General features: G+C 73.8%; 19 protein-coding genes, 5 tRNA genes and 1 riboswitch. Of the genes, 11 read left to right on the top strand and 13 right to left on the bottom strand.

Annotated features, from left to right (window positions below; translation table 11 throughout):
* On the top strand, positions 1–819 hold an 819-nt coding region (locus ACIDOF_RS13620), incomplete at its 5' end, for an NPCBM/NEW2 domain-containing protein (protein WP_409006080.1).
* A gap of 82 nt (positions 820–901) precedes the next feature.
* Here ACIDOF_RS13620 and ACIDOF_RS13615 read toward each other — a convergent pair.
* Entirely contained in the window at positions 902–4,231 is a 3,330-nt protein-coding gene (locus ACIDOF_RS13615; protein WP_409006079.1) for an AfsR/SARP family transcriptional regulator, read from the bottom strand.
* A gap of 105 nt (positions 4,232–4,336) precedes the next feature.
* Positions 4,337–6,445, bottom strand: a complete 2,109-nt coding sequence (locus tag ACIDOF_RS13610) for an asparagine synthase-related protein (RefSeq protein WP_409006078.1) — start codon at positions 6,443–6,445, stop codon at positions 4,337–4,339.
* A 616-nt stretch (positions 6,446–7,061) separates the two neighbouring features.
* Here ACIDOF_RS13610 and ACIDOF_RS13605 point away from each other — a divergent pair.
* The 4 genes from ACIDOF_RS13605 (at position 7,062) to ACIDOF_RS13590 (ending at position 12,678) form a co-directional block, all read left to right on the top strand.
* Entirely contained in the window at positions 7,062–8,507 is a 1,446-nt protein-coding gene (locus tag ACIDOF_RS13605) for an MFS transporter (RefSeq protein ID WP_409006077.1), read from the top strand.
* A 215-nt stretch (positions 8,508–8,722) separates the two neighbouring features.
* Positions 8,723–9,916 carry an L-2-hydroxyglutarate oxidase gene (lhgO, locus tag ACIDOF_RS13600; RefSeq protein ID WP_409006076.1) on the top strand — a complete coding sequence of 398 codons (1,194 nt, stop codon included), beginning with the start codon at positions 8,723–8,725 and terminating at the stop codon, positions 9,914–9,916.
* Positions 9,917–10,121: 205 nt separating this feature from the next.
* On the top strand, positions 10,122–11,024 hold the full coding sequence (gene trmB, locus ACIDOF_RS13595) for a tRNA (guanosine(46)-N7)-methyltransferase TrmB (protein ID WP_409006075.1): 903 nt from the start codon (positions 10,122–10,124) through the stop codon (positions 11,022–11,024).
* A 379-nt stretch (positions 11,025–11,403) separates the two neighbouring features.
* Entirely contained in the window at positions 11,404–12,678 is a 1,275-nt protein-coding gene (locus ACIDOF_RS13590) for a PrsW family intramembrane metalloprotease (protein ID WP_409006074.1), read from the top strand.
* Here ACIDOF_RS13590 and ACIDOF_RS13585 read toward each other — a convergent pair.
* From ACIDOF_RS13585 to ACIDOF_RS13575, 3 genes are all read right to left on the bottom strand, one after another.
* Positions 12,670–13,614, bottom strand: coding sequence for an aldo/keto reductase (locus tag ACIDOF_RS13585; RefSeq protein WP_409006073.1), 945 nt, complete (start codon positions 13,612–13,614; stop codon positions 12,670–12,672). The two genes, ACIDOF_RS13590 and ACIDOF_RS13585, sit on opposite strands and share 9 nt — an antisense overlap.
* 223 nt (positions 13,615–13,837) lie before the next feature.
* Positions 13,838–14,917 (bottom strand): M23 family metallopeptidase, encoded by a 1,080-nt coding sequence (locus ACIDOF_RS13580; protein ID WP_409006072.1) that lies wholly within the window; start codon positions 14,915–14,917, stop codon positions 13,838–13,840.
* An 11-nt stretch (positions 14,918–14,928) separates the two neighbouring features.
* Positions 14,929–15,062: riboswitch (cyclic di-AMP (ydaO/yuaA leader) on the bottom strand.
* A gap of 221 nt (positions 15,063–15,283) precedes the next feature.
* The gene (locus ACIDOF_RS13575; RefSeq protein ID WP_409006071.1) at positions 15,284–16,534 is read right to left on the bottom strand and encodes a PP2C family protein-serine/threonine phosphatase; all 1,251 of its coding nucleotides are present in this window, start codon (positions 16,532–16,534) and stop codon (positions 15,284–15,286) included.
* A gap of 130 nt (positions 16,535–16,664) precedes the next feature.
* Here ACIDOF_RS13575 and ACIDOF_RS13570 point away from each other — a divergent pair.
* Positions 16,665–16,738: transfer RNA gene (locus ACIDOF_RS13570), tRNA-Met, on the top strand.
* Positions 16,739–16,920: 182 nt separating this feature from the next.
* Here ACIDOF_RS13570 and ACIDOF_RS13565 read toward each other — a convergent pair.
* From ACIDOF_RS13565 to ACIDOF_RS13545, 5 genes are all read right to left on the bottom strand, one after another.
* Positions 16,921–16,993 (bottom strand) — tRNA-Lys (locus ACIDOF_RS13565).
* 130 nt (positions 16,994–17,123) lie between these two features.
* On the bottom strand, positions 17,124–19,262 hold the full coding sequence (locus ACIDOF_RS13560; protein WP_409006070.1) for a DEAD/DEAH box helicase: 2,139 nt from the start codon (positions 19,260–19,262) through the stop codon (positions 17,124–17,126).
* 258 nt (positions 19,263–19,520) lie between these two features.
* Positions 19,521–20,087, bottom strand: coding sequence for a hypothetical protein (locus ACIDOF_RS13555; RefSeq protein WP_409006069.1), 567 nt, complete (start codon positions 20,085–20,087; stop codon positions 19,521–19,523).
* A gap of 239 nt (positions 20,088–20,326) precedes the next feature.
* A complete protein-coding gene (locus ACIDOF_RS13550; RefSeq protein ID WP_409006068.1) occupies positions 20,327–20,788 on the bottom strand; it encodes a hypothetical protein in 462 nt (153 codons plus the stop codon).
* A 9-nt stretch (positions 20,789–20,797) separates the two neighbouring features.
* A complete protein-coding gene (locus tag ACIDOF_RS13545; RefSeq protein WP_409006067.1) occupies positions 20,798–21,958 on the bottom strand; it encodes an amidase domain-containing protein in 1,161 nt (386 codons plus the stop codon).
* A gap of 227 nt (positions 21,959–22,185) precedes the next feature.
* Between ACIDOF_RS13545 and ACIDOF_RS13540 the strand changes: the two genes are divergently transcribed.
* The 5 genes from ACIDOF_RS13540 to ACIDOF_RS13520 all read left to right on the top strand — a co-directional run bounded on the left by ACIDOF_RS13540 (position 22,186) and on the right by ACIDOF_RS13520 (position 24,593).
* Positions 22,186–22,536 carry a metallopeptidase family protein gene (locus ACIDOF_RS13540; protein ID WP_409006066.1) on the top strand — a complete coding sequence of 117 codons (351 nt, stop codon included), beginning with the start codon at positions 22,186–22,188 and terminating at the stop codon, positions 22,534–22,536.
* Positions 22,537–22,595: 59 nt separating this feature from the next.
* Positions 22,596–24,206 (top strand): metallophosphoesterase, encoded by a 1,611-nt coding sequence (locus ACIDOF_RS13535; RefSeq protein ID WP_409006065.1) that lies wholly within the window; start codon positions 22,596–22,598, stop codon positions 24,204–24,206.
* Between the two features lie 104 nt (positions 24,207–24,310).
* A tRNA-Glu gene (locus ACIDOF_RS13530) sits at positions 24,311–24,383 on the top strand.
* Between the two features lie 38 nt (positions 24,384–24,421).
* Positions 24,422–24,496 (top strand) — tRNA-Asp (locus ACIDOF_RS13525).
* Positions 24,497–24,519: 23 nt separating this feature from the next.
* Positions 24,520–24,593 (top strand) — tRNA-Phe (locus tag ACIDOF_RS13520).
* A 131-nt stretch (positions 24,594–24,724) separates the two neighbouring features.
* Here the strand turns inward: ACIDOF_RS13520 and ACIDOF_RS13515 are convergent.
* Genes ACIDOF_RS13515 through ACIDOF_RS13505 form a run of 3 tightly spaced genes read right to left on the bottom strand, consistent with a single transcriptional unit; the run spans position 24,725 to position 26,885 of the window.
* Positions 24,725–25,576 (bottom strand): cytochrome c biogenesis CcdA family protein, encoded by an 852-nt coding sequence (locus ACIDOF_RS13515; RefSeq protein WP_409006064.1) that lies wholly within the window; start codon positions 25,574–25,576, stop codon positions 24,725–24,727.
* The gene (locus tag ACIDOF_RS13510; RefSeq protein ID WP_409006063.1) at positions 25,573–26,358 is read right to left on the bottom strand and encodes a DsbA family protein; all 786 of its coding nucleotides are present in this window, start codon (positions 26,356–26,358) and stop codon (positions 25,573–25,575) included. The genes ACIDOF_RS13515 and ACIDOF_RS13510 overlap by 4 nt, the downstream gene beginning before the upstream one ends.
* 50 nt (positions 26,359–26,408) lie before the next feature.
* Entirely contained in the window at positions 26,409–26,885 is a 477-nt protein-coding gene (locus ACIDOF_RS13505; RefSeq protein ID WP_409006062.1) for a hypothetical protein, read from the bottom strand.
* Positions 26,886–26,931 lie beyond the last annotated feature (46 nt).

Raw genomic sequence — 26,931 nt, 5'->3', positions numbered from 1 at the left:
GCGGCAGCGGGCGGCACGTCCGGCGCGGCGGGCGGTGCTGCGGCGGAAGGACTCGGCGCGCCCGCCAAGGCCGGTATCGCGGCGGGCGTGGTCGTGGCCGCCGGGGTCGCCGTAGCCCTGGCGCTCACCGGCGCCGAGCCCGAGCCGGAGGCCAAGCCCGCCCCGAAACCCTCGGTCTCGCAGCCCGCGCAGCCGCAGCAGCCCGAACCGGAACCGGAACCGGAAGAGCCGCAGCCGGAGCCCCCGGCGCCGGAGCCCTCCCCGGAGCCGACCCCCACACCCACCCCGACGCCGACGCCCACCCCGACCCCGACACCCACGCCCACACCGACTCCGCCGCCGGAGCCGAGCCCCTCGAAGCCCTCCCCGCCACCGCAGGAGGAGCCGAAGGTGTACCCGGTGAACGAGCTGGAGTACAGCGTCCTCGGCGACGGCACCGAACCCGAGGTGCGGATGGGCGAGTCCAGCTGGTTCTGGCAGCGCCGCAACCTGAGCATCGGCGGTACGCAGTACAGCCATGGCATCACCGTGCACGCCCGCTCGTCCCTGACCATCGACCTCAACCGCACCTGCAGCTCGTACGACGCGCTCGTGGGTGTGGACGACATGACGATGGGGCTCGGCGCGGTGCGGTTCTCGGTGCTCGCCGACGGGGTGCCGATGTGGAGCTCGCCGGTCGTGCGCGGCGGGGACGCGGCGGTGCCGGTGCATGTGGACCTGACCGGCCGCAAGACACTGCAGCTGGTCGTCGAACCGGAATCGGAATTCGAAGCGGTGGCGCTGGCGGACTGGGCCCAGTCGCGGATCGCCTGCGAGTAGACGGGTCTAACAGGGTCGCCTGCGAGTAGACGGGTCTAGCAGGATTGCCTGCGAGTAGACGGATCGGGCCGCCACCCTCGCCCTACCTCAAGCCCAACTCCCCCTCCGCAACCCCCACTTCGGCCACCACTTCCTCCGGCGTGAGGTCGGATCCCGCCGCGCGTTCCGCTGCGTAGCGCTGCTCGCCCAGCGCCGAGCGGAGGTCGCGTTCCAGTCGGTCGGCCTCCGTGCGTTCCGGGACCGAGCGGGGGCGGCCCGCGCGCCACGTGTCCGCGGCCGAGCGGAGGCGGGCCGCGCGCGGGGCGTCGTCCAGGGCCAGCAGCAGCACCGCGAGGCTCTCGGTGAGCGTCGCCAGGACCAGTTCCGTGCAGTGCGCCGGGACCGCGCGGCGCAGCCCCTCCGCGATCAGCGGCAGCCCCGCGCGCGGCGTCGACTCGGCGGCCGTGATGCGGCCGTCGAGGTTCGCGACGGCCGCGTCGAACTGCGGGGGCGGCGTGGCCCGTTCGCCCTCCCGGCGGGCCGCCTCGCACTCGCGCCGGGCCCGCGCCAGATCGCCCTCCTCGAACGCGATCGTCGCGGACATCGCCCGTACGAACGCGCGGGCGTCCCCCGCCCCGTACCGATCCGACTCCGCGTCCGCCTCCGCGAGGGCGCGCTCGGCGAGGGCCGTGTCGCCGGAGCGGTACGCGACCTCGCCGAGGCGGGCGATCAGGAACGGGGCCTCCGCGTACGCCCCCACCTCGTACGCGAGGTGCAGCGCCTCCTCGTACTCGCCCTGCGCCTCCTCGTACCGGCCGCGGGCCATGGCCGTCTCGCCGGCCGCGCTGGAGACCTGGGCGCGCATCCAGCGGTCGCCGACCTGGCGGGAGAGGGCGCGCAGCTCGGCCAGGTCGGCGTCGATGCCGGTCATGCCGCCGTGCAGGTCGACGGCCGTGTGCGTGCGGAACATCAGGGCGACGCCGATCTCCCACGGGCCGCCGTACTTCCGGCAGGTGTCGACGACCAGGTCCATCGTGGCGGTGCGGTCGCCGTGGTCGTCGAGCACGAACTCCAGGAACGGCCACAGCAGTCCGGGGAACGACGCGGACTGCGGCACCGGGCGCGCGAACGCGTCCCGCAGCCGGAGCAGCTCCGCGCGCGCCTGCGGGGTGCTCAGCTCCTCCATGAAGCCGGACTCGGTGACGAGGAAGAGGCGGCCGAGGCGCATCCGCATCCGGGGCCAGTACCGCGCGTCGCGCTCGGCGTCCGGGCCCTCCGGGTCGGTGCCGAGGGCGAGGATGCGGGTGGTCCACTCGGCGCCCTCCTTGCGGTAGTTGCGCAGCCACCAGAACCAGCCGACGGACAGCGCGAACTCGGTGGCGCGGTCCTCGTCCCCGGCCTCGACGGTGCGGTGCAGGGCCGCGCGGATGTTGTCGAGCTCGCTCTCCAGGCGCTGGATCCACGGGAGTTGGGCCTCGGTACGGAGCAACGGCTCGGCTTCCCGTACGAGTGCGAGGAAGTGCTCGGTGTGGCGCACGCGCGCGTGGTGCCGTTTTTCCGGGGCCTCGGCGGCGCGCTCCAGGGCGTACTCGTGGATGGTCTCCAGCATGCGGTACCGCATCCCCGGGGTGCGGCCCGCGGCGGTGTCCTCGGGGGCGGCGACGATCAGGGACTTGTCGACGAGCGCGCCGATCAGCTCCGCCGCGTCCGGGCCGCAGACGGCCTCGGCGGCGGTGAGGTCCCAGCCGCCCGCGAAGACGGACACCTCGCGCAGCACGCTGCGCTCCCGCTCGTCGAGCAGGTCCCAGGACCAGTCGACGACCGCGCGCAGGGTCTGCTGGCGGGGCAGGACCGTGCGACTCCCGGAGGTGAGGAGGCGGAAGCGGTCGTCCAGGCGGTCGGCGATCTGGCGGGGTGTGAGCAGCCGGAGGCGGGCGGCGGCCAGCTCGATCGCCAGCGGCAGGCCGTCGAGCCGAGCGCAGATCTCCGCCACGGCGTCCGGGTCGTCGGCGGGGTCGAAGCCGGGTTGTACGGCAGCGGCGCGCTCGGCGAACAGGCGGTGCGCGGTCGGCTCGGGCAGCGGGTCGACAGGGCGCACGGCCTCGCCCGGCACGCCCAGCGGCTCCCGGCTGGTGGCGAGGATGCGCAGCTCGGGGCAGCGGGTGAGCAGGGTTTCGGCGAGGCGGGCGGTGGCGTCGACGAGGTGCTCGCAGTTGTCGAGGACGAGCAGCAGGCCGCGCGGTGCGCAGTGCTCGACGAGGAGGGCCGTCGGGTCGTCCTGCGCCGGGCCGAGCTCGCTCGTCATCAGGGCCGTCTCGCGCAGGCCGAGCGCGCTGACCACGGCGCCGGGGACCGCCTCCGGGCGGTCGAGCGGGGCGAGCTCGGCGAGCCAGGCGGGCGCGGGGTGCCCGGCGGCGGCCTGCTCGGCGAGACGCGTCTTCCCGGAACCGCCGGGTCCGGTGAGGGTGACGAGCCGGGCACGCTCCAAGTCGCCCTTGATCGCGGCCAGTTCGGGCTCGCGCCCGACGAAGGAGGTCAGCCGCGGCCGCAGGTTACCGCCCCGCTCGGGGCCCTGCGGAGGCGCTTTGGGCCAGCCGGCGGGCGGGCCGTGCGGAGGGCGGGGGCGATCGGAACGGGCTCGGTCGGGACTCTGCCGGTCGGGGCGGGGGCCGGCCGGGGCGATGGCCGGAGGCTCGGCGTCCGCCCCCGCGGGCGCGCACTCCGCCAGCAACTCCCCGTACAGCGCGCGCAGTTCGGGACCCGGGTCCGTGCCCAGGCCGTTCGCGAGGGTGCGGCGGGCACGCTCGTACGCGGCCAGCGCGTCCGCTCCCCGGCCGGTGTCCCGGAGCGCCCGGACGAGCTGGGCCTGCAGCGGTTCGTCGTACGGGTGGGACCGGGTCAGCTCGTGCAGTTCCGGTACGAGATCGTGGGCGCGGCCCAGGCGCAGTTCGGCCTCGATGCGCGTGCGCGTGGCGTCGAGTCGGCGGGACTCGGGGCGGGCGGCGGCCGTGCGGTCCGGGAGGTCGGCGAGCGCGGGGCCGTCCCACAGGGCGAGGGCCTCGCGCAACTGCCGGGCCGCGGTGGCCGGATCGCCCGCGTGCAGCGCCTCCGTGCCCTCCCGGGTGAGGCGTTCGAAGCGGTGCAGGTCGACCTCGTCGGGGTCCGCCGCCAGTCGGTACCCGCCCGGGGCCGAGGTGACCGCCGACCTGCCGAGGGCCCGGCGGAGGCGTCCGACCAGGGCCTGGAGGGCGGCGGGCGCGTCGCGCGGCGGCTCGTCGGCCCACACCTCGTCGATCAGCGTCCCGACCGGGACCGTACGGCCCGCGTGCAGCGCCAGCACGCCGAGCAGGGCACGCACGCGGGGGCCGCCCACCGGGACGGGGGCGCCCTGCTCGTCGTACGCCGTCGTGGCGCCCAGGATTCGGTACCGCACGAGGACATTCTTCCCGCCCCCACTGACAACCGCGGCTCCTTTTCCGGCACGCGGGGCGAGCCGCCACGGGGCTGCGGGGGGGGCGGGACGGGGAGGCCTGCCGGCTCAAACCCCGCTAGGGCTGGAAGCGCTCCCCAGCGCGCCCCGCTGCCGGCCGAGCAGGCCCTTGTTCGGGGTGATGCCGGATGGGACCGCACGCGCGCGTGCCGGGGTGCCCGTCCAGCAGGTGCCGCGGCGGGAGAGCAGGCGGCGCAGCCACAGTTCGGTGGAGACGAGTTCGGCCAGGCCGTCGAGTCCGCCCTGGGCGCCGTCGGCCGCCTCCCGCAGGGCCCGTTGGACCACGCGGCCCTCCACCAGGCCGGCTTGGGCGAGCAGCGGGGCGGCGAACAGGTCCACCAACTCCTCGACGGCGACGCGGAGTCCGGTGCCCACCGCGGCGGTGGACGAGGCGAGTGTGGGTTCGCCCCAGCCGTCCGGGAGTTCGGCGACTCCGGCGCCCTCCAGGACCGTGCGCAGGATGTCCGCGCGTGCGCCGGGTTGCACCCTGAGTGCTTCGGGGAGCGCCCGGCACGCGCGTACGACCTGGTTGTCGAGGAACGGGGCGTGCAGGCGCTGGAAGCGGACCTCGGCGGCCTGCTCCAGGACGCGCAGGTCGGCGGCGTGCCGGGTGAGGGCGGCACGCGCGCGTAGTTCGCCCGGGTGCTGGCCGGGCCCCGGGCCGGGGCGGGTGGCCGCCTGTTCGAGGCGAACCGATACTTCGGCGAGCGCCTCACCGGTCAGCCAGCGCGCGGCGGGGCCGGGCCGGGCCCACGCGAGGGCCGCGAGGGAGGCGCCGACCGCGCCCTCGGGCTCGTCGAACCGCCCCTCCCTCAGGCGTACGGCGGCGTCCTGAATACCTGAGCGGTACGGCGTACGGGCGAGGCGGCGGGCCGCCGCGTACACCCGCGCGGGGACCAGAACCGAACCTTCCGCCTTCGCCAACGCCGCGACGGGGCGCACGAGATGGCGTCTGCGCCGGTCCATCAGGAGGTCCGCCAGGCGCGCGGGGTGCGCGTCGAGCACCTGGCGTGCGCCGTGCCCGGTGAAGTGGTCGGCGCTGCCCGAGGAGAGGCGGGCGCGGTGCCGGGCGGCGGTCACCAGGGAGGGGCCGGGCTCGTCGGTGAGGGGACCGTCCAAGTCGGCGTACGGCAGGGCCTCTTCGCCGGCCGCCACCACTACGTGATGCAGCCGGGGGTTCGCGGCGATGGCGCCCGCGCGCTGCAGTTCGGCCTCGCGCCCACCGGTCGCCAGGTCGTTGAAGGTGACGGCGAGGAGCCGTTCGCCCGCGCCCGTGCCGTGGCCGAGGACGGTGCCGGGCAGCCCCGGCAGGCCCGCGGCGAGCAGCGCGAGCGTGCCGGACGCGGGCCCGCCGGACAGGTCGGCGCCGATGCCGGGCACGGGCCTGCGCGCCCCGCGCCGCTCCGCCGGGCCCATGCCGGGGACGGGGCCGGGGTCGATGTCGGGTACGTGCCGGGGTGCGGCGAGCCGGGTCCGCACGGCCTCGACCAGGGCGTCGCGAACGCCGTCCACCGCGCGCGTGGCGTCCATTTGCGGCGCGGCGACGGCGAGCGAGGCGACCGGTTCGTACCCGGCGATCTCGCGGGCGCCGTCGCGCAGGATCAGGGCATGGCCGGGCGGGATGCGGCTCACCCCCATATAGGGAGTGGATTCGTGCAGCGCCTCGGGGACGTCCGGGCAGGCGAGCAGGGCGGCGAGGTGCCCGATGTCGAGGTGGGCCTCGATGAGGTCGGCGAGCGGCAGGGCGGCAGTCGCGTAGGCCGTGCCGCCCGCCCAGGGGGTGTGGAAGACGGGGCGCGCGCCCGCGAGGTCGCCGAGGACGGTGATGCGGCGGCCGACCTGCACGACCGCGGTGTAGCTGCCGGGCCAGGCGGTGAGGTGCCGCAGGGCGCCGCCGCGGGCCGCGAACAGGCCGACGCGCAGCTGCTCGTCGCTTGCGCCGCAGGTGCCGAGCACGGCGACCCTCGTACGGTCGTCGGCCTTGACCACGCGGATCTCGTCCGGGCGCCAGTCGCCCACCGCCCAGAGCGGATCCGGGTCGCCCCACAGGAGTTGGGAGCCCACGGGGTGCACGGTCTCGCCGCCCTCGTGGGCGTCGGGCGCCATGGCGGGGCCCGTCTTCGCGGTGGTACTGCTCCACCCCACCAACCACCGCATCGCCGCCTCCACAGGCTGTGGACAACCGAGACCGAAGAACTGCCGCAGAACTGCCGGGAACTCAGGTCCATGCTGCCACGAAGACGGCGCACAAGAGGGGTAACGGGAGCGCACGGGCATGCCTCAACGCGCCCCCGGATTCGGACACTTGAGACATCTCGGGGGCGGTCGGCAACCGTCGATATTTGGCCAATTCGGCGACCGCGCGGAGGCGGACGCCACGGGGACGAGGGCGGACAAACGCGCGCGTGCGGCACGGAATCACACAGTCCGGGAGGCGCCGTTCACCTCCCGGACCGCTCCGCCGCCCGCGGGGATGAAGGCGGCGGCATCCCCCAGCCCACTGGTTCCTGTGCACAGCGGGCCGACCCACGCACGGCCCATGGAAGCGCTCCCCCGGGTGTCCGAGAAGAGCGCACGCGCAGGCGCACGGCCACACGCCCGGAGCACGACCGGGACGGTCCGTACTCCTGTACAGACCACAATCCCGCCATCCGGAACCAGGGCCCTTAACGCTTGGAATGCGGGGAACTACGCTGGGTTTACGAATGCCGCGTGGTTATGCCAAAGCCGGTCAGCCACAGCCGCGGCAGCCGTCTGTGTCGAGGGGTGGCGCATGTCCAGGGAGCAACGCGGGCCGAACGAAAAGCTCGGCGCGGTTCTCGCCCTCGCGGGAATCAGCAACGCCGGCCTCGCGCGCCGGGTCAACGACCTCGGTGCGCAACGGGGATTGACGCTTCGGTACGACAAGACCTCGGTGGCCCGCTGGGTCTCCAAGGGCATGGTGCCGCAGGGGGCCGCGCCCCATCTGATCGCCGCGGCCATCGGCCAGAAGCTCGGCCGCCCGGTGCCGCTGCACGAGATCGGCCTCGCCGACGCCGACCCCGCACCCGAAGTGGGCCTCGCCTTCCCGCGCGACGTCGGGGCGGCGGTGAAGTCCGCGACGGAGCTGTACCGCCTGGACCTCGCCGGCCGCCGGGCCGGCGGTGGCGGGATCTGGCAGTCCCTGGCCGGCTCCTTCGCCGTGAGCGCGTACGCGACCCCGGCGTCCCGCTGGCTCATAACCCCGGCCGACAGTTCCGTGGAGCGCTCGCCCGAGAGCGCGGCCGACGCCGAGCAGGGCGCCGCCCCGGGCGAGCCGCTGCAGCGCGTCGGCCACAGCGACGTGCACAAGCTGCGCGAGGCCGCCGAGGACGCGCGCCGCTGGGACTCCAAGTACGGCGGCGGCGACTGGCGTTCGTCGATGGTCCCGGAGTGCCTGCGCGTGGAGGCGGCCCCGCTGCTCCTCGGCTCGTACTCGGACGAGGTCGGCCGCGCCCTGTTCGGCGCGACGGCCGAACTGACCCGCCTCGCGGGGTGGATGGCCTTCGACACGGGCCAGCAGGAGGCCGCGCAGCGCTACTACATCCAGGCGTTACGCCTCGCCAGGGCGGCCGCCGACGTCCCCCTCGGGGGGTACGTGCTGGCGTCGATGTCCCTGCAGGCCACCTACCGCGGCTTCGGCGACGAGGGCGTGGACCTCGCCCAGGCCGCCATCGAACGCAACCGCGGGCTCGCCACCGCCCGCACCATGAGCTTCTTCCGCCTCATCGAGGCGCGGGCACACGCGCGTGCGGGCGACGCGCAGGCCGCGGGGGCCGCGCTCAAGGCCGCCGAGGGCTGGCTGGAGCGCGCCCGGGACGGCGACAACGACCCGCAGTGGCTCGGCTTCTACTCGTACGACCGCTTCGCCGCCGACGCCGCCGAGTGCTACCGCGACCTGAAGGCGCCGCGCCAGGTGCGCCGCTTCACCGAGCAGGCGCTGTCCCGGCCGACCGAGGAATTCGTCCGCTCGCACGGCCTGCGGCTCGTGGTCAGCGCGGTCGCCGAGCTGGAGTCGGGCAACCTCGACGCGGCGTGCGCGCAGGGCCTGCGCGCCGTAGAAGTGGCCGGACGCATCTCCTCCGCCCGCACCACCGAGTACGTGCGGGACCTGCTGCACCGCCTGGAGGCGCACGGCGACGAGCCGCGCGTCGCGGAGCTGCGGGAGCGGGCGAGGCCGCTGCTCGTCGCCCCGGCGTAGGGCGCGAGGCGTGAGCGTCCTGAACCATGAGCGCCCGCGACCATGAGCGTCCGCGACCGGGAGCGACCGGAGCGGGAGCGTCCGGAACACGAGCGTCCGGAACGTGAGCCTCCGGCGGACCGCCTCTTGTCACCCCGGCGGCAGTCCATGATCCTTTCGGGTTTGAAGGCATTGTCAGTGGCGCAGTGCACTATCGGACCTGGGAGGTGGAGCGCATGACGTACGACTGCGACGTGCTGGTGATCGGCGGCGGGATCGTCGGCCTGTCCACGGCGTACGCGCTGACGCGCACCCGTCCGGGCACCCGGGTCACGGTCCTGGAGAAGGAGCCCGGCCCGGCCCGGCACCAGACGGGCCGCAACAGCGGAGTGATCCACAGCGGGATCTATTACGCACCGGGCTCGCTCAAGGCGCGGTTCGCGGTCCGCGGCGCCGCAGAAATGGTCAAGTTCTGCACGGAGTACGACATTCCGCATGCCGTGACCGGCAAGCTGATCGTCGCCTCCGACCGCGCGGAGCTGCCCCGGCTGCACGCCCTGGTGCAGCGCGGCCGGGAGAACGGCATCCCGGTCAGAGAGCTCGGCCCGGCCCAGATAGCGGAGTTCGAGCCGCAGGTCAGCGGCATCGCGGGCATCCACGTCGGCACGACCGGGGTGTGCGACTTCACCGCGGTCGCCGACCGCCTCGCCCACGCCTCCGGCGCCGAGGTGCGGTACGGCGCGGAGGTCACGGTGATCGACCGCCGCCCCGAGCGCGGCGTCGCGGTGCGCACGGCGGACGGCACGGTGCTGCGCGCCCGCGCCCTGGTCAACTGCGCGGGCCTGCACTGCGACCGGGTGGCCCGGCTCGCGGGCGACGACCCGGGCATGCGGATCATCCCCTTCCGCGGGGAGTACTACGACTTGGCCAGACCCGAGCTCGTGCGCGGCCTGGTCTACCCGGTGCCCGACCCGGCCTTCCCGTTCCTCGGCGTCCACCTCACGCGCGGGATCGACGGCGGCGTGCACATCGGGCCGAACGCGGTCCCGGCCCTCGCCCGCGAGGGGTACGGCTGGTCGGTGCTGCGCCCCCGCGACCTCGCCGAGACGCTGACCTGGCCCGGCAGCCGCCACATCGCCCGCAGACACTGGCGGTACGGGGCGGGCGAGCTGCAGCGCTCCCTGTCCAAGGCCGCCTTCACGGAGGCGGTGCGCCGACTCCTCCCGGCGGTGTCGGAGGCCGACCTCCGCCCCGCGAAGGCCGGCGTCCGCGCCCAGGCGGTGCTCCGCGACGGCACGCTGGTCGACGACTTCCTCATCCGCGAGGCCCCCCGCACGGTCCACGTCCTCAACGCCCCGTCCCCCGCGGCCACGGCATCCCTCCCCATCGGCCGCGAGGTGGCCCGACGGGTGCTGGGGGTTCTGGGGTAGCGGATCCGGAGCCTGGAAGCCGGGGCCGCGGGCACCTGAGACAGCGGTCACCTGAGGCAGCCGAGGGCACCTGCGGCAGAGGGCACCTGCGGCAGAGGTCCGAGCACGTCGGGAACGGCTGAGCCAGAAGCTCCGGGCACCCGGCCTCAAGCGCTCCCGGCGTAGAAACCGCACCCCTCCGCTCCCCCGTAAAATTGCTCTCACTGTGTCTGATTTCCACGCGCCCGAAGCCGCTGCCCCCATCACGTCCGACGGTTCCGCCGCCGAGGCCGCGTCCTCGGCTGCCGCCGAACAGCCCACCGCCGCGACCCAGGCCGACGCCGAGCAGCCCGACGCCGGCCAGGAGCCCGGTGACGCGGCCCGCCGTAGCCGGCCCAAGGGGGGGCCGCGGTTTCCGGACGGGCCCGCGCCCGATCCCGCCGGGTCGCACCACGAGCGGCGGATCCGTAGCTTCCAGCCGCGCCGCAGCCGGGTCACCACCAGTCAGGGCGAGTATCTGCAGCGGCTCTGGCCCAAGTGGGGGCTGGACATCGACGGACTGCGCAAGCTCGACCTGGACGAGATGTTCGGCGGGCTCCCCGTCGTCCTGGAGATCGGCTTCGGCATGGGCGAGGCCACCGCGCAGATGGCGGCCGACGACCCGGACACCGGCATCCTCGCCGTCGACGTCCACACCCCCGGCATGGGCAACCTCCTCGGCCTCGCCGAGCGCGGCGGCATGACCAACGTCCGCGTGGCCAACGGTGACGCGATCATCCTGCTCCGCGAGATGCTCCCGCCGGCCTCCCTGGACGGCCTGCGCGTCTACTTCCCCGACCCCTGGCCGAAGAAGCGGCACAACAAGCGCCGCCTGATCCAGCCGGAGTTCCTCACGCTTGCCGCCCCGTCGCTCAAGCCGGGTGCGCTCGTGCACTGCGCGACGGACTGGGAGGAGTACGCGGAGCAGATGCTGGAAGTCCTCACCGCGCACCCCGACTACGTCAACACGCAGGAGGACGGCGGATACGCCCCGCGCCCCGCCTTTCGCCCCCTCACCCGCTTCGAGGGCCAGGGCCTGGACAAGGGCCACGTGGTCCACGACCTGCTGTTCCGCCGCACGGGAGCCTGAGCCGGGCCGAACCCGGACCCGGGCCCGGACCCGGGCCTGAGACCGGACCCGGACCCGGACCCGGGGCCTGAGACGGGACCCGGCCCCGGACCCAAGCCCGGCCCGAGCCGAACGCGAGCAGACCCCAAGCAGACCCTGGACGCACACCCACCCCCGTACGCATCCCGGAACGCACCATCGCGCCCCCGGCACCCGCCTGCCTATCCTCGACGCCGTGACCCTCGTGCCTCCGCCCAACGCCCCGCAGCCCGGCCCCGCAGGTCGGAGCGCGGGCGGGCCCGGAACGCACCCCACCCCGCACCCCACCCCGCACCCCGGATCATCAGCCGGGCCCCCACCCCCCACGCACTGGTGGCAGCGGCGGCCCGTCAAGGCCTGGGTGCTCGGCACGCTGCTCGCGCTCTCCGGTCTGGTGATCCTCGGCCTGGTGCGGGAGGAGACCGGCACCGAAGGGTTCCTCGTCGGCCTCGGCCTGGCCACGCTGCCGGTGCCGCTGCTGACCGCCGCGTTCCGCTGGCTGGACCGCGTGGACCCCGGCCCCTGGCGGAACCTCATATTCGCCTTCGCCTGGGGCGCCTGCGCGGCGGCGCTGATAGCGATCGTGGCGAACAGCTTCGCGACCCGCTGGATAGAAACCGCCACCGCCGACCCGGCGAGCGCCGACACCCTCGGCGCGACCGTCATAGCCCCCGTCGTCGAGGAGAGCGCCAAGGCGGCCGCCGTACTGCTCGTGTTCCTGTTCCGCAGACGGGAGTTCACCGGCATCGTCGACGGCGTGGTGATAGCCGGGATCACCGCCACCGGATTCGCGTTCACGGAGAACGTCCTCTATCTCGGCAACGCCTACGGCACCGACGAGGCCAGCGGCATCACGGGCCTCGCCCTCGACTCGGTCACCGCGGCGACCTTCTTCGTCCGCATCGTGATGTCGCCCTTCGCGCACCCGCTGTTCACGGTGCTCACCGGCATCGGCTTCGGCCTCGCCGCCCGCTCCGCGCAGCGCCGCCGCGCCCGCCGCTTCCTGCTCCCGCTGACCGGCCTCGGCCTCGCGATGGGCATGCACGCCCTGTGGAACAGCTCGGCGGTCTTCGGCCCGTTCGGCTTCTTCGCCGTCTACGCGGGCTTCATGGTTCCCGCCTTCGCCCTGCTGACCTGGCTCATCGTCTGGACCCGGCAGCGCGAGCTGCGCACCATCCGCACCGAACTGCCCGTCTACGCCGCGGCCGGCTGGATCGGCCCGCCCGAGGCGTACGCCCTGTCGTCCATGCGCGCCCGCCGCATCGCCCGCGAGTACGCCGCGCACCTCGGCGGCCCGCCCGCCCAGCGGGCCGTCGCGGAGTACGAGGCGTACGCGACGTCCCTGGCGTTCCTGCGGCACCGGGGGCGGCGCGGCCGGGCGGGCGCCGAGTTCGTGTTCCGGGAGCGGGAACTGCTCGACGAGATCTGGCGCCGCCGCGAGACCGCCCGCCCGGCCCTGGACTACGCGGCCCGCGCCATCGCCCCGGCACCGCGCCCGTACGCCCCGTACCCGTACGCCCCGCACCCCCACCCGTACGCGCCCCCGCAGGGCCCGCACCTCGCGTACGTGCCGCGGCCCGCGTACGGGCAGCCGCCCGCGCCGTACCCCGCCTACAACCCCTACCGGTCAGGCTGAGGCGGCCGTCAGGTCGGCCAACTCGGCGTCCGTGAGCCGGAGTTCGGCGACCGCGAGCAGCGCGGGCAGCTGCTCGACCGTGCGGGCCGAGGCGATCGGCGCGACCACGGTCGGCTGCGCGGCGAGCCAGGCGAGGGCGACGGTGGCGAGCTCGGCGTCGTGCGCGGCCGCCACCCGGTCCAGGGCGTCCAGCACCCTCACGCCGCGCTCGGTGTCCAGATGCCCGCCCGCACTCTGCGCCCGCACGCTGTCCACCGTCGCACCCGGGCGGTACTTGCCGGTGAGGAAGCCGGAGGCGAGCGCGTAGTAGGGCACGGCGGCGAGGCCGGTCCGCGAGGCGACCTCCTGGAGGCGGCCCTCGTACGTGTCGCGGGAGACCAGGTTGTAGTGCGGCTGCAGCGCGGCGTACCGCGTGAGGCCCTCGCGCTCGGCGAAGTCGAGGGACTCGGTGAGGCGCTCGGGCGAGATGTTGGAGGCGGCGACGGCGCGCACGGTGCCGGCGCGGACCAGCTCGTCGAGGGCGGTGACGATGTCCTCGACGGGGACGCTCGGGTCGTCGAAGTGCGTGTAGTAGAGGTCGATGTAGTCCGTGCCGAGGCGGCGCAGGGAGTCCTCGACGCCCCGCTTGATGGTGCCCGGGGCGAGGCCCTTCACGCCGTCGAGCCCGCCGACCTTGGTCGCGACGACGACGTCCTCGCGATTGCCGCGCGCCGCCAGCCACTTGCCGATGACGGTCTCGGACTCGCCGCCGCTGTTGCCCGGCACCCAGGCCGAGTAGACGTCGGCGGTGTCGATGAAGTTGCCGCCGGCCTCGGTGTAGGCGTCGAGGACCGCGAAGGACTGCTCCTCGTCGGCGCTCCAGCCGAAGACGTTGCCGCCGAGGGCGAGCGGGAAGACCGAGAGACCGGACGGGCCGAGGGTGCGCAAAGAGGTCATGGGGACGTCAACAGCCGCCGTGGACGGGCCTATTCCGGTCCGCGCACCGCTGAGGGGTACGCGCACAGGAAAGAGGGACCCGCCGCACGACGGCTGTGGAGGACATGCCTCACCTCACCGATGCATGCCTCGTACCGGCAGCCCTGACGTCGGGGGGTAAGCCGCCAGGACCACCGGAATCCAGGAACCTCCCGGGGAGCCGTGGCGGCTCGGCCGGTCGAGATCAGATGCTGACGCCCTTGCTGCGCAGCCAGGCGCTCGGGTCGATCAGCTCGCCGCCGGCGGTCTTCACCTCGAAGTGCAGGTGCGGGCCGGTGGAGTTGCCGGTCGAGCCGACGCGTCCGATGACGTCGCCCGTCTTGACCTCCTGGCCGACGCTGACGCTCATCGACGACTGGTGGTTGTACGCCAGCTCGGTGCCGTCGTCGAGCTCGATGACCGTGCGGTAGCCATAACTGCCGGACCAGCCGGCCTCCTTGACTGTGCCGCTGTGGATCGACTTGATCGGCGTGCCCGTGGGGGCGGCGAAGTCCAGGCCCGTGTGGTACCCGGAGGACCACATCGAACCGGCCTGCCCGAACACGGTGCTGATCGTGTACGACGCGAGGGGGGCGGTGAAGCTGCGGGCGAGCTTGGCGAGGCGCTCGGCCTCCGCCTTCCGCTTCGCCTCCTCCTCGGCCTTGCGCTTGGCCTCGGCGGCCTCCCGCTCGGCCTCGGTCTGCTGCTTCTCGGCCTCTTCGGCGGCGGCCTTGGCGGCGGCGTCGGCAGCGGCGGCCTGCTCGGCGGCCGCGGCCTCCTCCTGCTTCGACTCGGCCTGCTGCATGATGCGCGAGCGCAGCGCCTCACCGGCGTCCGCGGAGGCGGCCTGCGGCTCGCCGTCGAGCTGGGCGACGGGGGCGCCGGACGCGGCGGTGGCCTGGGTGACGCCCGAGAAGTCGTCCCCGGCGTCCGCGGAGTCGTCGGAGATCAGGGAGCCGACGCCCGGCAGGGACTCGGCGTCGGGCAGCGATTCGGTGACACCGGAGAGGTCGGGCAGCGAGATCGGTACCGGCGGGCGGTCCTTGGCGGTCGCTATGCCGCCGGCGCCGACCGCGGCGATGACGCCGACGCCGAGCACCGTGGAGCTGCGCGCGAAGCCGCCGCGCTGCTTGCCGACGCGGTGCCGGCCGCGGACCGGGCGAACGGACTCCTCAGTGGGGTTCCACTCTTCCCAGGGCCCTTCGTCGTGTCCGAACGCCGTCTCGCCGTCCGGGAAATACGCGGGCTCATGGCCGGTCGTGCCTCGGCTTGCGGGGGTCGCCACTGGGGCGCACTCCTTTCCTTCCTTCTCGCCTACCGGGTTAGCTGACGGGTTCGGAACAGGAAGGTTTCCTACGGGCGAAGAACGCCCGATTCACCCCAAGTTGGTGGTTCCCCGGCTCCCTTGCGGGATTAAGCGTGTGCGCACGGAGCCGACTCTTGTGACGGCTGGGACGACCGCGCTGCGTTATCGAACGTTAATAGACAGCGGCATCGGATTCCAAGCCGTTCCGACTGATCGTTCATGGCTCTGGCCAAGCCTTTTCGGGACACGAGGGGGCGGAACCGGGCGAGTTGACCACACTTTCTCCACAACTCGCGGCCCTCAAGTTTCTGACGTTGCGTCATTTGTTATGCGGAGGGCGGCGCTTCACTCACAGAGGGTGACAGCGGGCGGCCCCTTCGGCTCGTCCGCCGCGGGCCGCCGCACCGCGAGCAGCGCCATGTCGTCCGTCATGCCGCTCCCGCCGGTGTGCGCCCGCACCTCGTCGGCCACGGCGGCGAGCAGCGCGTCCGGCGCCGCGAACGTCCGGCCGCTGAGCCGGGCCGCCGGATCGTAGAACTCCCCCGCCTCGTCCCGCGCCTCCGAGAGGCCGTCGGTGTAGAAGAGCAGCGTCGCGCCGCCGGGGAAGGCGCACTCGCCCGCCCGGTCCGGCCACATCCCGAGGTCGCCCATGCCGAGCGGAAGCGCCGGCTCCGCCGCCGCGAGCACCGCGAGCCGCCCGCCCGCGTACAGCAACAGGGGTTCCGGATGGCCCCGGTTGATGAACCGGACCACCTCGCGGCCGTGCGGCATCTCCGCGAGCACCGCCGTCGTGAAGCCCTCGAAGGCGTCCAGGCCGGAGCGCCGGACGCCCTCGCGCGCCAGCGCCCGCTCCAGGCGCTGTGCGACCGCCTCCAGGGTCGTCTCCTGCTCGGCCGCCTCCCGGAACGCCCCGATCACCACGGCCACGGCCTCCACAGCCCCGAGCCCCTTGCCGCGCACGTCGCCGACGATCAGCCGTACGCCGTGCGGAGTCTCCTGCACCGCGTACAGGTCGCCGCCGATGAACGCGTCCGCCTGCGCCGCCTCGTAGCACGCGGCCACCTCCAACCCCCCGATCCGAGAAGCCGGTTCGGGCAGGACGGCGCGCTGCGCGGCCTCGGCGATCTCCCGCGCGGAGGCGAGCTTCTCCCCGCGGTGGCGTACGACGACGTTGATGAGGACGGCGAGCGCGGAGACCGTGAGCACGTTGATCAGCTCGGTCAGCTCCTGCGGCCGGCCGACCGTCCCGTAGTACAGCTGCAGCAGCACCACGGACGCGGACGCGGCGACGCCCGTCAGGACCGTGCCCGACAGGCCGAAGAACGGGGCCGCGACGAGCGGCGCGGCGCAGAACAGCGGCGCCGCCGTGAACCTCGGCGGCGTCAACAGCGCGGAGACGAGCCCCACGAGGACGAGCAGCGCGGGCAGCGTACGAATGAACGCGTGCGCGTGCGCGTGCGTGAGAGGCCGTTTCCGCTCCTGCCCCCCAGCCCCGCCGGGCGGTCTGCGGGGCGGTCTGCGGCGCGCACCACCGCCGCCACCGGCCCCCTCCCGGCGCCCGCCTCGCCGCGCTCCGCGCGCTCCTCGCTGCCCCACCGGTCGTCTCCTGCCTGCCGCACCTCCCCAGGCTCGGCGGCGTACGGCGGCCCGGCGACCGCTCGGCGGCCGTACGGGTTAAGGGGTGGCGTTCGGCCTCACCAAAATGGCGTACACTTGTGTTTACCGACGCGGGGTGGAGCAGCTCGGTAGCTCGCTGGGCTCATAACCCAGAGGTCGCAGGTTCAAATCCTGTCCCCGCTACTGAAGCCTCAGGCCCGGCACGTGAAAGCGTGCCGGGCCTGACGCGTTTTCACGGCCCTTCACGGCTGCGGCCCCTGCCCGCCCGCAGCACTCCCCACGAACACGACAGCGCCCGAACCACCGCAGTGGCTCGGGCGCTGCCCGGCAGGTCGGACCGGGTTCCCCCGGGGACCCTCGCGTCGTAGGCCGTGTGGGACTCGAACCCACAACCAATGGATTAAAAGTCCACTGCTCTGCCAATTGAGCTAACGGCCCGCGTCAACGCACCCCCCGAGCATAGCCGCAGGAGCGGACAGAGCCGATCGGGTATCGGTGCGTCGATGCGAAAGCGGGCCCGCTCGGCGAAGCGGACCCGCTGTCACATCAGTCGGTCGTGCCGACCGGATCAGCCGTTGCGCTTCCAGCGCGGCTTGTCGTCGCGGCGCCCGAAGGAGCCGGCGCCGCGGTCGTCACGGCGGTTGAACGGCCGGTCGCTGCCGCCCCGGTGGTCGCGGCGGTCACGGTTGAACGGGCGGTCGTCGCGGTTGAACGGACGGTCGCTGCCGCGGTGGTCGCGGCGGTCGCGGTTGAAGCCGCCGTTGCCGCCCCGGTCGTCCCGGCGGAAGCCGCCCCGCTCGTCGCGGCGGTCACGGTTGAACGGACGGTCGCCGCCACCGCGGTGCTCGCGGCGGTCGCGGTTGAACGGACGGTCGCCGTCCCGGCGTTCACGACGCTCGTACGACGGGCGGTCGTTGTCCCGACGGAAGCCACCGCGGTCACCACGGTCACCACGGTCACCGCGGTCGTCCCGGCGGAAGCCGCCCCGGTCGTCACGGCGCTCGAAGGAACGGCCACCGCGGTCGTCACGGTCCCGGTTGAAGCCGCGGTCACCGCGGTCGTCCCGGCGGAAGCCGCCCCGGTCGTCGCGGCGCTCGTCGCGGCGGTCACGGTTGAACGGGCGGTCGTTGTCCCGGCGGTCGCGGCGCTCGAAGTTGCCGCGGTCGTCCCGGCGTTCACGACGCTCGTACGACGGACGCTCCTCGCGCTGCTCACGCTGCTCCGGCACCTCGACCTCGGCGACGGCGGCCTCGGCAGCGGCGGCGACGGCCTCGTCCGGGTCGTCACCGCGCTCGCGGGCGGCGCGGGCGGTGAGGCGGTCGGCCTCCTCGCGCAGCTCGGTCGCGCGGCGCTGGGCGCGCTCCAGCTGCTTGGTGAGGTCGGCCACGTCCCGCTCGGCCTGCTTCGCGGCGTTGTCCGCGGAGTCGGCCTGGACCTCGGTCAGGGAGCGGGCGCCGGTGATCTCGGCGACCTCCGGGTCGAAGGCGCCGCCCTGGCCGATGATGTGGCGCGAGGCGTCGACGCCCGCGTCCTCCATGAGGCGGAAGATCTGCCGGCGCTGGTGCGGCAGCGACAGCGAGACGACGGTGCCGGAGCGGCCCGCGCGAGCGGTACGGCCGGAGCGGTGCAGGTAGTCCTTGTGGTCGCCGGCCGGGTCCACGTTCAGGACCAGGTCGATGCCGTCGACGTGGATGCCGCGGGCGGCGACGTCGGTGGCGACGAGCGCGTTGACGTAGCCGTCCTTGAAGTCGGCGAGGGTGCGGGTGCGGGCGCCCTGCGTCATGCCGCCGTGCAGCGCGTCGGCCTTCACACCGGCGTCGCGCAGCTGCTCCGCGATGCGGTCGGCGCCGAGCTGGGTGCGGACGAAGATGATGGTGCGGCCCTTGCGCGCGGCGATCGCGGCGGTGACCGGCGCCTTGTCGCGGGGCTTCACGATGAGGATGTGGTGCGTCATGGTCGTGACGGCGCCCTGGGCGGCGTCGACCTCGTGCGTCACCGGGTCGGTCAGGTAGCGCTTGACCAGCGTGGAGATCTCGTTCTCCATCGTGGCCGAGAACAGCATCCGCTGGCCGCCCGCCGGAACCTGGTCGAGCAGCTCGGTGACCTCGGGCAGGAAGCCCAGGTCGGACATCTGGTCGGCCTCGTCGAGGACGGCGACCTGGACGTTCTCCAGGGAGCAGGCGCCGCGGTTGATGATGTCCCGCAGGCGGCCCGGGGTGGCGACGAGGATGTCGACGCCGCGCTCCAGGGCGTAGATCTGGTTGCCCATCGACGTACCGCCGCAGACGACCTTCATCTTCAGGCCGAGGACGTCGCCGTACGGCTGGAGGGCGTCGGCGACCTGCATCGCCAGCTCGCGGGTCGGGGTCAGGATGACCGCGCGGGGCTTCTTCTTCTCGGTGTGGCCGTCGGCGAGCGCCGCCAGGGTCGGCAGACCGAAGGAGAGGGTCTTGCCGGAGCCGGTGCGGCCGCGGCCGAGGATGTCCTTGCCGGCCAGGGCGTCCGGGATGGTCGCGGCCTGGATCGGGAAGGGCGTGGTCACGCCGTTCTGCGCGAGCTTGCGGACGACGCCCTCGGGCAGGCCCAGGTCGGCAAAGGTGACCTCGGGCGCCTCGGGAGCGGCGTCGGCGGCGGGGGCGTCGGTCACGACAGCCTCGTCCGCGGCGTTCTCGGGCAGGATGGAGTGCTCAGTACTGAAAGTGGACATGCGAAATGCGAAACCTTCCGGAGTCTCGGCACGCGCCCAAACTCCGTGAATCGCAATTCGACCGCCTCAATGCGGTCAGCCACGGCTAGGGAGAGTACGCGCCACACGGCGCTCTTCGATGCTGGCGCCGGGCAAATGGGATCAAACGATCTACCACTGTACGCACCCCACCCCCCGAATGGCAAACCGCCCGTCTGACCTGCGCAGACGCCCGAAAACGGAACCCGAACGGAAGCCCGAGCAGCGTGTCGGCGGGGCTCAGCTCGGTCCCGCCTCCGGCGAGGGCTCCCGTGCCGTGAAGCTCGCCCCGCGCACCCCGCCCGTGCCCGACGACCCGGAGCCCTCCGCGGCGGACGACGACGGCTGTCCGGTGTCCGAGGGCGGCGCGGGCGTGGTCCCCGGCGAGCTCTGCGTGGGCGCGGGCGGCGTCGCGGACGGCCGGGGCGGCTTCGTACGTGTCGGGTCGGGCCGGGTGGGCGTGGCCGAGCCCGGCCTGCGGGTGGGGCTCGGCGAGCGGGAGGACTCGGCGGTGGAGGGCGCGGCGGAGCGGTCGCCGTCCGCGCCCTCGTCCGCGTCTCCGTCCCCGTCCGCCTCGGAGTCGCCGTCGGGGCGGGCGCCGTTGGGCTGCGCGCCCCCGCGTCCCGAGACGCCGTTCAGGGCGGGCCCGCCGTCCGGGCCGTCCTCCCCCGCGTGCTCCTTCGCGGACCGTGAGGAGTCGGCGGGCGCGGGCGCCTGCGCGTCGCCGCCGACGCTCACACACCCCGCGCCCGCACCGAGCGCGACCATCACCGCGGCCAGACGAACAGGTACGGACAACTGGCGCACGGCGGGCACCTCCGGGGCGCGGCAATGTGGGTGCCCTGCCCAACTCCCTTGCCCCGCAAGAGGACACGGAGCACACGGACCGCATGCGCCCGCTCCTGAGGGCGCGCGCACGCCCTCCCCACGCCGAACGCGCCGGGCCGCTCACACGCCCTCCCCACGCCGAACGCGCCCGGCCGCACACACGCCCCCACCGCATACGCCGGGCCGCTCGCCCGTCCGCAGGCACGCCCTCCCCGGGGTCAGGAGGCGGGCTTCTCCGTTCCCGCGGTGGGACCGGATTCGGTGTCGTCGGCGGTGGCCGCGGGGACCACCCACCAGCCGTCGTCCTCCTTGCCCAGCTGCACGTACCCCTCGTACGCGCCCTTCGCCGTGGTGCCGCCCAGGCGGGCCGAGGCGGCCTTCGGGCTGACGTCCTGCGTGACGTCGACGACCCGTACCTCGGAGTCGCCGCCGACCGCCTCGATCAGCCGCTGCGCCTCCGCGCCCCGCTCGTCCTCGGAGCGGGACGGCGCGATGAGGTCCCGCAGGGCGTCCCGGTCCTGGCCGTTGAGCGCCTCGACGTACGCGTCGGCCGCCGCGCGCGGGGAGGCCGCCCCGGAGCCGCCGTCATCGGTGGAACACGCGGCCGTCAGGAGCAGGCCGGCGAGCGCCAGCGGGAGGACGGCGTTCCGAAGTCGCCCCGTCCGTCGGTTCACTGACATGTCGTCCCCTCACACCCGGTGCGCGTACCACGTGGCGCCCGGGTTCTCCTTGATGAGCCGGCTGAGCTTTTTGTTCTTGGTGTTGACGGTGTGGTAGTTCAGGTACGTCTCGTTCGCGCCCTTCTTGGCCACGATCATGCTGTGGTCCTTCCCTCCGCTGCCGTCCAGGTTCGCCTGCAGGACGTCGGCGGCGCGCAGGTACCAGACGTTCGAGAGCGGCTTGGTCCGGCGGGACTTGTCCCGCGCGAAGACGCCCCAGTTCTCGGCCGCGGCCCAGGTGTAGCTGGTCGTCCGGGTGCTGCCGCCGTAGTACCACTTGTCGCTGTCCTTGCGGTCCCAGAAGCCGGACCCCTTGTGGCTCCAGCCGCCCGCGCGCATCGCCTGGGAGACGAAGTTGGTGCAGTCCTGCTCGTACCGGCGGTAGCGGGAGTTGTAGCTGTGCACGTACTTGTTGGCGTAGCTCACGACCTTCTTGCGCTTCGCCGTGCTCATCCCCATCAGCTCCACGTCGCGGGCGGCGGGCGCCGCGGGCCGCTGCGTCCCGGCGGGCGCCTCCCCGCCGCCTCCCTCCCGGCCGGCCGGGTCCGCGGGCCGGGCGGCATCGGTCTGCGTCGGGGCGCTGGGGGCGCCGGGCGCGGTGTGCGCCTCGTCCGCGACCAGCTTCCAGCCGCCCTCGTCCCGGAACGTGAACGTGAACGTGAACGTGAACGTGTGCGGCAGGCTGAAGGACTCGTACGCGGGCTCGCCCTTCGGGACCTGCGCGTAGTAGAGCCGCGTCTCCTCGGTGGCCTCCAGCGTGACCCGGTCCCCGGCGGCCGTGACCTTCGGGGAGCCGAGCACGACCCGGGCGCTCTTGTTGCCCCCGTCGTTCTCCCGGTACATGTCGCGGCGCTCGGACAGCACGGCCGCGTCCTGCCGCGCCCGCGCCGCCAACTCGCCCGCCAGGCGCGGCGTCCTGAGCGACTGGACACCCTGCGACCCGAGCGTGAGCTGGTCGGCCCGCTTCTGCAGGTAGTCCCGCGCGATCTCGGTCAGTTCCGCGCCGGACGGCGTGCGGGCACCGGCGGCCGGAGCGCCCGGAGCCGCCGCGGCGCTCGCGGGCAGGGTCGTCGCCACGCCCGTGCCCGCCACGACGGCGGCGATGAGCAGGGCTGCTCGTTCGATTCTCACTCTGTGTTCCCCCTATGCGGTTGTGCCATGGGCACGACACGTGGTCGGCGTGCGCGCCTGCCGTGACCTCAGCCCGCCCTTCGCCTGGTCAGCGTGTCAATTACGGTGCTGTGACCGGCACTTGACAGAGCATCAGGTTCAACGTTCACCTACCGCCCGGAACCTGTCCGGACCCCGCCTGCCGCAGCGGTCCCGCACATCTCGCGAACGTCCCGGACAATGGCCGTGTGCTGGAGATGACCCGTGAGGCGTTCGAAGAGCTGGTGAGCCAGGCCCTGGACCAGATCCCCCCGGAACTGACCAGGGTGATGGACAACGTGGCCGTGTTCGTGGAGGACGAGCCGTCCGCGGACGACCCCGAACTCCTCGGCCTGTACGAGGGCACGCCGCTCACCGACCGCGGCGAGTGGTACGCGGGGGTGCTCCCGGACCGCATCACGATCTACATGGGCCCGACCCTGCGCTACTGCGAGACCCAGGAGGACGTGGTCGACGAGGTCGCCGTGACCGTCGTCCACGAGATCGCCCACCACTTCGGCATCGACGACGAGCGCCTGCACGAGCTCGGCTGGGGCTGACCTCCGAGTACGTGCCGGGTGCCGGAATAGACACCCGCAGACATGGGCATACGGGCCCAATGGCCAGCGTCCGCGCCGCCGCCCGAAAAGTCCTACCCCGCCTGCACCGCCTGCACCGCCTGCCCCGCCTGCACCGCCCCCTGCGCCACGCCCTGTCCCGCGTACGGACCGCCCCGACCCCGTTCGCCCAGCTCGATGACGCTCCGCGTCAGCCCCTGAAACGGGCCCTCGGCCTCGTCGCCGTCGTCCTCGTCGGGGCCTGGCTCGGGCTGCTGATCGTCGGCAGCGTGCACGCGCCGGTCGGCCCGATGGACACGCAGATGACGCTGCGGCCCTCGCTGTCCGGCGGCACGAAGATCAACGTCTCCCCGCTGGGCGCCCTCGAACTCGACTCCCACACCGCGCCCCTCCGCCTCGACGTCGACGTGGACAGCCTCGACCCCGACCGCGCCCGCGCCCTCGTCGACCACCCCGAGCGGATCGCCGGACTGCAGGACGAGGTCACCCGGGACGTCCAGGCCGGCACCCTCGACCTGGCGCTGCGCTCCTGCGTCGCCGTCGTGCTCGGCGCCGCCGCGCTCGGCCTCGCCGTCTACCGCAGGCCCCGCCGCGCCCTCGCCGCCGGCGGCCTCGCCCTCGGCCTGCTCGTCCTGTGCGGCGGCGCGGCCCTCGCCACCTGGAACCCCAAGTCGGTCCTGGAGCCCCGGTTCTCCGGACTGCTCTCCTCCGCCCCGTCCGTGGTCGGCAACGCGCGCAGCATCGTCACCGAATTCGACGCGTACCAGAAGGAGTTGGCCCGCCTCGTCACCAACGTCACCAAGCTGTACGACGCCACCTCCACCCTCCCCACGTACGCCCCCGACCCCTCCACCACCCGCGTCCTGCACGTCTCCGACATCCACCTCAACCCGGCGAGCTGGCACATCATCGCCTCGCTCGTGGAGCAGTACGAGATCGACGTGATCATCGACTCCGGCGACACCATGGACCACGGCACCGCCGCCGAGAACCGCTTCCTCGACCCGATCGAGGACCTCGGCGCCCCGTACGTGTGGGTGCGCGGCAACCACGACTCCGCGACCACGCAGCGCTACCTGGAACGCCTGGAGAACGTGCACGTCCTGGACGACGGCAGGGCCGTGCACGTCGGCGGCCTGCGCATCGCGGGCATCGGCGACCCGCAGTTCACCCCGGACCGCTCGGTCGTCGCCCGCGGCGACCCCGCCGAACGCCTCGCCGGCCGCTTCCTCGCCGGGTCCCTGCGCGCGCAGCGGGCCGTGGGCGCGCCCGTGGACGTGGCCGTCGCGCACAACCCGGTCGCCGCCCGGCAGACCGACGGGCTCGTCCCGCTGGTCCTCTCCGGCCACGTCCACCGCCAGAAGACGGAGCAGCTGCCCCTCGGCACCCGGCTGCGCATCGAGGGCTCCACCGGGGGCAGCGGCCTGCGCGCGGTCGAGGACGACGAGCCGGACCCGGTCTCCGCGTCCGTCCTGTACCTCGACCGGACGAGCAGGCGCCTGCAGGCCTGGGACGAGATCCGCCTCGGCGGCCTCGGCCTCACCACGGCCGAGGTCAGCCGCCACGTCCCCGAGGAGAACGAGCCCGGCGCGACGCCCACCCCGCCGCTCTCGCCGTCGCCTCCGGCAAGGTCGCCGAGGTCGTCGCCGTAGCGTCCCCGCGCACCTCCTCGTAAACCGTTTTGGCGATAGGTCCCTGCATCCCATATGCTTCTCACGTCCCCGACGCGCTGAGAGGCGCACACGGCGGGTCGATAGCCCTCATCGTCTAGCGGCCTAGGACGCCGCCCTTTCAAGGCGGTAGCACGGGTTCGAATCCCGTTGGGGGCACGCACCACCCTGTGCGACACTTAGTCGCGCAACAGCTTGGTCCTGTGGAGCAGTTTGGAGTGCTCGCCACCCTGTCAAGGTGGAGGCCGCGGGTTCAAATCCCGTCAGGACCGCTGAGATTCCTCGTGAATCTCGTGGCTGGGTAGCTCAGTTGGTACGAGCGTCCGCCTGAAAAGCGGAAGGTCGCCGGTTCGACCCCGGCCCCAGCCACAAGAGAAGCCCCCGTCTCCGGACGGGGGCTTCAGTGTTTTCCGTACGCGACGACCGGCCCGTACGCCCACGCCGTACGCCAACGCCCGCCCCGCCGACCGGAAGTGGGCGGCAGGGGCGGGCGTCGGGGTTCAGCTCTCCGGTTCCAGCGCCTCGTCCCGTACCGCGCGGCGGCGCCAGGCGCGTACCGCGAAGAACGTCGCCGCAGCGGCCACCGCGGTGAGGACCAGGGCCGCGTCCGGGACGTGGGCGCCGAGGCCGCGGGCCCACTGCTCGACCGCGAACGAGTCGTCCACGTCGAGGATGCCGGGCAGCGCCGTCGTCCCGTCGAACACCAGGAACAGCGTGCCGAGCGCGATGAAGAACAGGCCCGACAGCGTCGACGTCGTATGCAGCTCGAAGCGGCCCACGCGGAACGTGCGGCCGCGCAGCCAGCGGCGCCGGCCCAGGTCGAAGCGCTCCCAGAGCAGCGCCAGGAGGAACAGCGGGACGGCCATGCCGAGGGCGTACACCGCGAGCAGCGCGCCCCCGTACCCCGGATTGCCGCCCAGGGCCGCGACCGTCAGGACGCTGCCGAGGATCGGGCCCGCGCAGAAGCCCGCCAGGCCGTAGACCGCGCCCAGGGCGTACACCGACAGGGCCGTGGTCGGGCGGATGCGGCCGGACAGCTCGGACATCTTCCGGGACGCGAAGCCCATGCCGAGCAGCTGCAGCACACCGAGCGCGATGATCAGCCAGCCGCCGACGAGGACCAGCAGATCCCGGTTGCCGTAGAAGAACCGCCCCGCGTACGAGCCCGCGGCGCCCAGCGGGACCAGGGTGGTGGCCAGGCCCAGGTAGAAGATGCCGGTACGGGCGAGCAGCCGGGACGAGCTGTCGATCGAGTACGCGAAGAACGCCGGCAGGAGCAGCGCGCTGCACGGGCTGAGCAGCGCCAGCAGACCGCCGAGGAACGCGGCGACATAGCCGATGTCGCCGCTCACTTCTTCCCTTCCTGCTGCTTCCCGTCCTGCTGCTTCGCCGCGGCCGCCGCCTGCTCGATGGCCTGCTCGAAGGTCTCCGCGGGCTGGGCGCCCGCCAGCGGCCGGCCGTTGACCAGGAAGGACGGCGTGGAGGTGGCGCCCAGCTTGTACGCCTCCTCGGTGTCCTCGCCGACGGCCTTCTTCGCGGCCGCGCTGTCCAGGTCCTTCGCGAAGCGGTCCAGGTCCTCGACCCCGGCCTGCTCGGCGAGCGCGGTGAGGCGCTCCGCCCCGAAGCCCTTCTCCTTCGCGCCCTCCGCGTACGCCGCCTCGTGGAACTGCCAGAAGCGGCCCTGCCGGCCGGCCGCCCAGGCGCCGCGCGCGGCCGCCTCCGACTCGGCGCCGAAGATCGGGAAGTTGCGCCACTCGATGCGCAGGGTGCCGTTCTCCACGTACTTCTTCACCAGGCCGGGCTCGGTGTCCCGGGCGAACTTGCCGCAGAAGCCGCACTTGAAGTCCGCGTACTCGACGAGGACGACCGGGGCGTCCGCCCGGCCCTGCGCGAGCGGGTCCTTCGCGTCCCGGCGGGCCAGCTTCTCCAGCTCCGGGTAGACGCCCTCCTGCGGGTCGGTCGAGACGTCGGCGACGGGGGTGTCGCTCGCGCTGTCGTTGCTCGCGCCGGAGTCCGGCTTGGTCGCGGTGAACGAGAAGAAGCCGAGGAGCAGCGCGGCCACGAGGACGGCGGCGCCGATCGCGATGCCGCGGCCCTTGCCGGCGGCGGTGGAGTTCTTGGACGTGGGGGCCATGGGTGTTCGGGTCTCCTGGTGGTACGGGTCTGAAGGTCGGGGGGGCGGCGTCAGCGCGCGGGCGTCGCCGGGCACGCCACCTCGCCGGCGAGCCGGCGGACCGTGGCGACGGCGAGCAGCGCAAGCGAGGCGACCGCCAGTACGGGCTGCAGCGGCGCCCACAGGCTGAGCGCGCCGGAGGTGCCGAGGGCGAGCAGCACGAGCTTGTTGCACACGGGGCAGCCGACGGCGAGGAACGAGAGCAGTGCTCCGGCCGAGCCGAGCCGGGACACCCGCTCGCCCTGCCCGGAACGCTCCGCACCGGTGCGCACGTACGTCGCGACGAGCAGCCCGGCGAGCAGCGCGGAGGCCACGAGGACCGGGTAGCTCCACCACTCGGGCGGGATCTCACGGCCGAAGAACGGGTTCGGGACGAGGTCGGTCGGCAGGCCGAGCAGCAGTCCGCTGCCGACGGCGGCGCCGAGCGCGACGGACCGGCGCGCCGCCGGCCAGAGGGCGGGGGCGCGCAGTGCGAGCCGCAGGTTCATGCGGGGGTTTCTCCTGTCCTGGGCGGGTGGGTGAGGGCCGGAGACA

Origin of the sequence: Streptomyces sp. Da 82-17 (assembly GCF_046098215.1) — a bacterium.
Lineage (GTDB): Bacteria > Actinomycetota > Actinomycetes > Streptomycetales > Streptomycetaceae > Streptomyces.
Note: the sequence above shows the minus strand (reverse complement) of the source record. Positions and strands in the feature narration are given on the sequence as shown.

Coding starts and splice junctions, on each gene's coding strand:
- ACIDOF_RS13610 (WP_409006078.1), bottom strand. CDS start 6,445: ATGCGGTGGTTGGTGGGGTGGAGCAGTACCACCGCGAAGACGGGCCCC.
- lhgO (WP_409006076.1), top strand. CDS start 8,723: ATGACGTACGACTGCGACGTGCTGGTGATCGGCGGCGGGATCGTCGGC.
- ACIDOF_RS13550 (WP_409006068.1), bottom strand. CDS start 20,788: ATGTCAGTGAACCGACGGACGGGGCGACTTCGGAACGCCGTCCTCCCG.
- ACIDOF_RS13535 (WP_409006065.1), top strand. CDS start 22,596: ATGGCCAGCGTCCGCGCCGCCGCCCGAAAAGTCCTACCCCGCCTGCAC.
- ACIDOF_RS13585 (WP_409006073.1), bottom strand. CDS start 13,614: ATGACCTCTTTGCGCACCCTCGGCCCGTCCGGTCTCTCGGTCTTCCCG.
- ACIDOF_RS13505 (WP_409006062.1), bottom strand. CDS start 26,885: ATGAACCTGCGGCTCGCACTGCGCGCCCCCGCCCTCTGGCCGGCGGCG.
- ACIDOF_RS13605 (WP_409006077.1), top strand. CDS start 7,062: ATGTCCAGGGAGCAACGCGGGCCGAACGAAAAGCTCGGCGCGGTTCTC.
- ACIDOF_RS13510 (WP_409006063.1), bottom strand. CDS start 26,358: ATGGCCCCCACGTCCAAGAACTCCACCGCCGCCGGCAAGGGCCGCGGC.
- ACIDOF_RS13560 (WP_409006070.1), bottom strand. CDS start 19,262: ATGTCCACTTTCAGTACTGAGCACTCCATCCTGCCCGAGAACGCCGCG.